This is a genomic window from Moorena sp. SIO2C4 (genome assembly GCF_010672485.1).
GTDB lineage: Bacteria > Cyanobacteriota > Cyanobacteriia > Cyanobacteriales > Coleofasciculaceae > Moorena > Moorena producens.
Genome location: NZ_JAAHGN010000415.1, coordinates 1 through 6190, shown reverse-complemented (window position 1 = coordinate 6190; position 6190 = coordinate 1). Strand labels below are relative to the sequence as shown.

At 45.0% G+C, this 6190-nt stretch carries 6 protein-coding genes and 1 pseudogene; 3 read left to right on the top strand and 4 right to left on the bottom strand.

Going from position 1 to position 6190, the window contains the following annotated elements:
- Positions 1 to 38: 38 nt before the first annotated feature.
- Positions 39 to 680, bottom strand: a complete 642-nt coding sequence (locus F6K20_RS20570; protein ID WP_008185499.1) for an L-threonylcarbamoyladenylate synthase — start codon at positions 678 to 680, stop codon at positions 39 to 41.
- Between the two features lie 282 nt (positions 681 to 962).
- Between F6K20_RS20570 and larC the strand changes: the two genes are divergently transcribed.
- A complete protein-coding gene (larC, locus tag F6K20_RS20565) occupies positions 963 to 2402 on the top strand; it encodes a nickel pincer cofactor biosynthesis protein LarC (RefSeq protein WP_008185500.1) in 1440 nt (479 codons plus the stop codon).
- Here the strand turns inward: larC and F6K20_RS20560 are convergent.
- Positions 2343 to 2528, bottom strand: coding sequence for a hypothetical protein (locus tag F6K20_RS20560; protein ID WP_131827238.1), 186 nt, complete (start codon positions 2526 to 2528; stop codon positions 2343 to 2345). The two genes, larC and F6K20_RS20560, sit on opposite strands and share 60 nt — an antisense overlap.
- Positions 2528 to 3502, bottom strand: coding sequence for a M48 family metallopeptidase (locus F6K20_RS20555; protein ID WP_008185504.1), 975 nt, complete (start codon positions 3500 to 3502; stop codon positions 2528 to 2530). The genes F6K20_RS20560 and F6K20_RS20555 overlap by 1 nt, the downstream gene beginning before the upstream one ends.
- Before the next feature lie 210 nt (positions 3503 to 3712).
- Here F6K20_RS20555 and F6K20_RS20550 point away from each other — a divergent pair, with 210 nt between their 5' ends.
- Both F6K20_RS20550 and F6K20_RS20545 read left to right on the top strand, forming a co-directional pair.
- A complete protein-coding gene (locus F6K20_RS20550; protein ID WP_008185506.1) occupies positions 3713 to 4168 on the top strand; it encodes a helix-turn-helix domain-containing protein in 456 nt (151 codons plus the stop codon).
- Positions 4169 to 4265: 97 nt separating this feature from the next.
- Entirely contained in the window at positions 4266 to 6008 is a 1743-nt protein-coding gene (locus tag F6K20_RS20545; protein ID WP_008185508.1) for a serine/threonine protein kinase, read from the top strand.
- A 99-nt stretch (positions 6009 to 6107) separates the two neighbouring features.
- Here F6K20_RS20545 and F6K20_RS40775 read toward each other — a convergent pair.
- Positions 6108 to 6190, bottom strand: a pseudogene (locus F6K20_RS40775) (hypothetical protein); the annotation flags it as partial.

The window sequence follows — 6190 nt, the reverse complement described above, 5'->3', positions numbered from 1 at the left end:
TCCTGAGTTGACTAGTTAATCACTAGCTAAAGCACTAGCTAAATCCAAGCGATCGCTTCATCCCATCCCAAACCCTGCCGCACCATCATCGGTTCTGAACTAGTCAGGTCGAGGATAGTTGAGACTTGAAATCCCGGTTCTAAGTCATTGTCCACAATGATGTCTACTAGACCATCGAGAGCATCAAATAGTTTAGCCCGTTCCAATCCCACCGTTGGAGTGTCACCATCCTGATTCGGTAGATGAGCTGAGGTAGAAATAATTGGATGACCTAGAGCTGAAAGCAACGCCTGACAAACGTTATGATCTGGGACTCGGATACCAGTAGTTTTACGATTGGGACTCATCACCAGCTTAGGTACTAACTTGGTTGCTGGTAACAAGAACGTATAGGGTCCCGGAATCAAATGCTTCATAATCCGGTAAGCTGGATCACTTACCCGAGCATATTTAGCAATATTGGACAGAGACGAACACAAAAACGTCAGGGGTTTATCATTGGATAGTTGCTTCAAACGCCTAACTCGTTGCACTGCGGACTTCACATGTACATCACAACCAATGGCATAGACAGTGTCAGTGGGATAGAGCATCACTGCACCATCTTCCAGAGACTCTCTTATTTTCTCTATTCGACGTATTTGAGGTGTTTCCGGATGGATAGTATAAATAGTAGCCATAAATATTGTTGAATTCGTCAATATTGAATTGCTAAAGCCTAGCCTTGGGAAAATTCACCAAGGCCAGACATAGACACGGTTCTGCCAAAGGATTAAAAACTACTCCGACCTAAGTGTGTTGCCAGTTTGGCTTTTTCTGACTCAGATGTCAGTATAGTTAGCAAGATCTGGCCATAATTCCCTGATATAGACCTGTAGGGTTTGTGGGGGATGAATTGCTCCAAATCCTTTTGTCTTAATTAATTTGTTTTAATTAATTTGTCTTAATCAAGAAGATCTAGAATGACAAAGCTAGCTTACTTAGATTGTCCCACTGGAATTGCTGGTGATATGTGCCTAGGAGCACTAGTTTCTGCGGGTGTACCGTGGGAATATTTAGTGGACAAGCTAGCAGGACTCGGAATTGAGCAAGAGTATCACTTAAGACTTAGCCAAGTACACCACAATGGTCAGTTGGCAACCAAAGTTGATGTAGATTTACCAGATCAAAACTATAAGCATGATCACCATCAACAGGAACACGGCCATGAACACCACCATGAACACGGCCATGAACACCATCATCAACACAGGTCAGGCATAACAGAGATCAGTACACCTGAGCAGAATCATAATCATCATCCCACACGACACTTACCAGACATAGAAAAATTAATTACAGCAGGAAAATTACCCTCAAGAGTATCCCAGTGGACTCTTGCTATCTTCCGGAAACTAGCAGAAGCCGAAGGAGCCGTTCATGGTATTTCCCCAGACAAGGTTCACTTCCATGAAGTAGGCGCTACTGATGCCATTATCGATATAGTTGGTACTTGCTTAGGCTTAGATTGGCTAGGAATTGACCAAATCTATTGTTCCCCACTCCCCACTGGTGGCGGTACAGTATGGGCAGCTCATGGTCGGCTACCGGTGCCAGTACCAGCAGTACTGAAATTGTGGGAATCCCGTCAGGTGCCAGTTTACAGTAATGGGATTGAGCGGGAATTAGTAACACCAACAGGAGCAGCGATTGCCGTTACCTTAGCCACTAGCTTTGGTTCACCACCAGCAATGACTATCCAAAAAATAGGTAATGGTGCCGGTTCTCGACAATTACCCATTCCCAATATGTTGCGATTGTGGATTGGTGAGTCCTCAGAAGCTGTTAATGTTGGCAAGTTCAAGGTTAAACCGTCAAACTTACCCCCACAAACCCTACACCAGTCACCCCTTTCTGCTAACTCTTCTTCTGCTAACTCTTCCCTAGAAACTATCTCAGTCCTAGAGACTCAAATTGATGATCTCAATCCTCAAGCCATTGGCTATGTATTCCAAGAGTTATTTAACGCTGGTGCTGTGGATGTGTTCACTCAAGCTATTGGCATGAAGAAATCTCGACCCGGTATCCTCCTGAGTGTGATCTGTCATCCTCAAGATCTAGAGGCCTGTCAGGCAGTATTATTCCGAGAAACCACTACCTTAGGAGTGCGACGTCTGACTCAGCAAAGAGCGATCTTACCTCGGGAAATCCAGCAGGTACAGACTAAGTATGGCCAAATTAGTGTGAAAGTGGCTTGGAGCGATCGCTCACCTCACAAAACGATTATGAATGTCCACCCAGAATACCAAGATTGCGCTAAGTTAGCCAAGGAAAATAACTGCTCTTGGTTAGAAGTACATCACTTAGCACTCTCTACTTGGTATTCTCAACATCAAGCAAAGGGAGCAGGGAGTAGGGAGTAGGGAGTAGGGAGTGGGGAATCGGGAGTCGGGAGTCGGGAATCGGGAGTCCGGAGTTGGGAGTCGGGTTTCCAGGTAAGCTGACAGCTGACGGCTGACAGCTGACGGCTGACAGCTGACAGCTGACATTATTTCTTCTTGATGCGATTAATTTCCCGTTGCAATTCCTGGATTTGACGCTGCAACTGTTCCGCTTCATTCACTGAGTTGTTCGATGGTGGATTCGAGTCAACGTCAACTGCTCCCTCTTTGGTAACACGTTGATAATTGCCCTGACGAATTTGGCGATATTCCTCGGAATTTGCCCACTTTCGCAGGTAGTGTATGCGTTCAACTGGAAAGGGATGGCTCAGAAATTGACGATTAATACCACCATTATAGAGTAAAAACTTATAGATTTGATTGAGACTGTCTTGGTCTAGTTCTTGATAATTTTCTGATTGACGGATAAATTCATCAAGACTGCATTCCTGTAGATGCTTAGCACTCCCACCAGACACTTTCATCATCGTTTGCATCACAGTCTTCAGGTCATCTATCACTAGTAAGGCAGCACGGTCAGCGGATAATTCAGCTTTGCGACGCCATTCATAAAAAGCGAAAAGTAAGCCAGTGCTGACGATATTCCCTAAGCCAAAGGTCATTTCACTTAAAATAGAGGCAGCATTCATTGCCCAAATACCCATCTGAATTAAGATGGTGTGACCGCACTTGATATGTCCTAATTCGTGAGCCAGGATAGTACGAATTTCTGCTTCATTGAGTAAGTCTAATAAGCCAGTGTTTACAACGATGTAAGGATTGTCTTGACCTAAAGCATAGCTATTAACCTGAGAGTTTTGACTAACAAATAGGGCTGGTTCGGGATTTACATCTAAATCCCGAACACATTCTCGAAATAAGTGATAAATATTGGCATACTGGCGCGGTCCGACTTTGATACTGTTCCCCATCAGATAGACAAACTGGGGACGCTCGTAAAGAAATTCCACAAACTTACGAGAAACTAAGTCAAAACCAGGGACACTGCGTAACGCTTGCTCTGCTTGTTGGTCAAGGGGGTGTTTGAAGGCTTCGCTGGAAATTCCGGGATAGGTGGCCATAGTAGTCCAGTACTTTAGTGGTCTAGTTCTTTAGGCATTAGGCATTAGACATTAGACATTAGGTACTAGGTATTAAGTACTAAACCCAAAACCCAGAACCTAACACCTAAAACCTAACACCTAAATTTGGCTTGTGTCCTTGCCAATTCTTTGATGATTAGTTATAATACTGATATCGGAATAGTAATCTAAGTGAGAGGAAAATAACAAATGAACAAGTGTGTTGGTACTACTGAAGCAGCATCTCTGTTGGGTATAACTCCTCGACGATTACGGCAACTGCTTGAGTCCGGTAGAGTAAGGGGTGCTTATAAAAGCGGTAAATTCTGGATTATTCCCCTGTTCAACTATTTGCCGCAAATCACCAAGAAGAACCGGGGACCGAAAGGAACTTGGCGTAAAAGTCGTCCTCCGGCTTTAGCCAAAATTAATGTCAATCGTAATCGAATTGGCTCCAATAACCACAAAAGCCCTGAAGAGCGGCTACCAGTGATTTCGGTAAAACGAAGTGGCCACAATAACTATGGCAACCAGGTAGAAATCCTCGGTCCGTGTCGGATTGTGTATCAGCCGGATAACCCTCTTGATTGTGGAGCTCGTCTGTGGATCGAAACCTTCAGTGATATTCACTTTATCGGTGGCAGTTTTCCCGCCAGTGGTGCTTAGGAGAAAGTTAAAGGTCGTTTGATCAAAATTTCAATTAACTAATCAGAAAATTCCTAAGTTCGATAAAATCAAATCACAATGTCTCTTGAGCTGTATTGTGCATCCATTTGTTGCTGAATCAATTCATTGCATTAATCCCAATTGCCCAGCACCCTACCCTCAGCCAAGGGATAACAACTTTTGCAATGGTTGTGGAGCAAAGTTAAAGCTCAAGAATCGCTACTTTCCTCTCCAGCTTTTGGGTTCAGGAGGATTTGCCAACATATACACCGTTTGGGATTTGCAGTCGAAGACAGAAAAGGTGCTGAAGGTTCTGCTGGATACTAAACCGAAGGTATTGCAGCTATTTCAGCAAGAGGCAGATGTTTTGCAAGGTTTGGATCATCCAGGCATTCCCAAAGTTGAGCAAGATAGCTATTTTGTCGTTGATCTAGGTGTTGAGGCACAGCCAGACCTGCACTGTTTGGTTATGGAAAAAATCAACGGTTCAACCTTGGAGCAAATGCTCAGGGATCATCCTCAGGGATGTCCAGAGATATTAGTGCGAGACTGGCTCTACCAGGCAGCAGAAATTTTACAGGTGTTGCACAATTGTGGAGTGATTCACCGTGACATCAAACCCTCAAATTTAATGCTACGGGAAACCACCGGAGAGCTAGTGGTGATTGATTTTGGGGGAGCTAAACAATTGAGTATGGGTTCTGAGTTTTCTCAGAATGATTCGACTCGGTTGATTACTCCAGGTTACTCTCCACCGGAACAGATAACTGGTGCAGCCATTGGACCGGCTGCTGATTTCTATGCCCTGAGTCGAACCATGATTCATTTACTGACTGGTCAAGAGTTGAAGGATTTACAAGACCCAGTAACTGGTCAATTTCGGTGGCGAGAGCAGGCAGTGGTAAGTCATGACTTGGCGGACTTGCTAGATGAAATGCTCAGCGTAGTACCCCAACAACGACCAACAACTACCATTGAGATTCATCTGCGTCTAGGTATGACTCCTAGCCCTAGTTACCAGCCTATCCCAGCACCAGTCTATTCGTTTCAAGGAAATCAGGTAGCTGCTCTGGGGTTATCTAGCCCTAAACTAACACAATCTGTGACAGGGTTGACTCATTCGATCACATCCCTAAAACATTTCCTATTAGCAGTAGTGATCAGCATCGCACTAGCTTGTCTCGATAGTGTTTGGGAGATGTTCCTCGGAGCTTTTGGGGGAGTTTTTTGTGCAACGGTTGGGTTTATGGTATTGAATTGGACAAGTCTTGGGGAGAAAGTGACAAATTGGCTCTCTGACCAACTGTATATGATCTTGCCTTCGCTGCAAATAACGATGTGGCAAGAAATGCTGTTGTTTGGGGCGGCTGGCTTAGGTACAGCTTGGGGGTTGACCGCTGCAGGAGGCTTTGGTCAGCAGCGGCGTTTTTTAGTGGCAGGGATAATGGGTATTTTTGGTTATAGCCTGGGATGGTTGATGTGGCAGGCAACGGTACCTACGCTATTATTGGTGTCTTATGTACCTGACCAGGGGTTGCTGCCATGGATTACTGCGGTTACAGTAATGCTCCTGGTACTAGGATTAGGGCTACCCAGTCATAATCTTGTTCATGCCTTAGTGGTGGCAGCAGGAACTGGTGGCGTATTTGGGGGTCTAGTGTCATCTGATCTATTGCCAGCAGGATTTGTGGTTAATATGTTTTCCTTTTCTAGAACCGGTAAACTGGATTTCTATCAGCCTATGACTTTTTTTGCTATGTTGGCTATGCTAGAAGGATTTTGGCTAGGGGTGAGTTGTTACCTGCTAGTGCCAGTAATGCGTTGGTTTGGTTGGCGTTAAGGGAGTAGGGAGTAGGGAGTAGGGAGTGGGGAGTAGGGAGTGGGGAGTGGTAAAAAATCCTGTGTATCTAATAGGTATGAGCAACGCTATACTCGATTTTATCACCCGGCCGGCCAGTCCCAGGTCTCGATCGAGCCAGGAGTTGAGCAGTACGCCGCCGTAGATCTCCATTCCGACCTGGG

Coding starts and splice junctions, on each gene's coding strand:
- larC (WP_008185500.1), top strand. CDS start 963: ATGACAAAGCTAGCTTACTTAGATTGTCCCACTGGAATTGCTGGTGAT.
- F6K20_RS20555 (WP_008185504.1), bottom strand. CDS start 3,502: ATGGCCACCTATCCCGGAATTTCCAGCGAAGCCTTCAAACACCCCCTT.
- F6K20_RS20560 (WP_131827238.1), bottom strand. CDS start 2,528: ATGTCAGCTGTCAGCTGTCAGCCGTCAGCTGTCAGCCGTCAGCTGTCA.
- F6K20_RS20550 (WP_008185506.1), top strand. CDS start 3,713: ATGAACAAGTGTGTTGGTACTACTGAAGCAGCATCTCTGTTGGGTATA.
- F6K20_RS20570 (WP_008185499.1), bottom strand. CDS start 680: ATGGCTACTATTTATACTATCCATCCGGAAACACCTCAAATACGTCGA.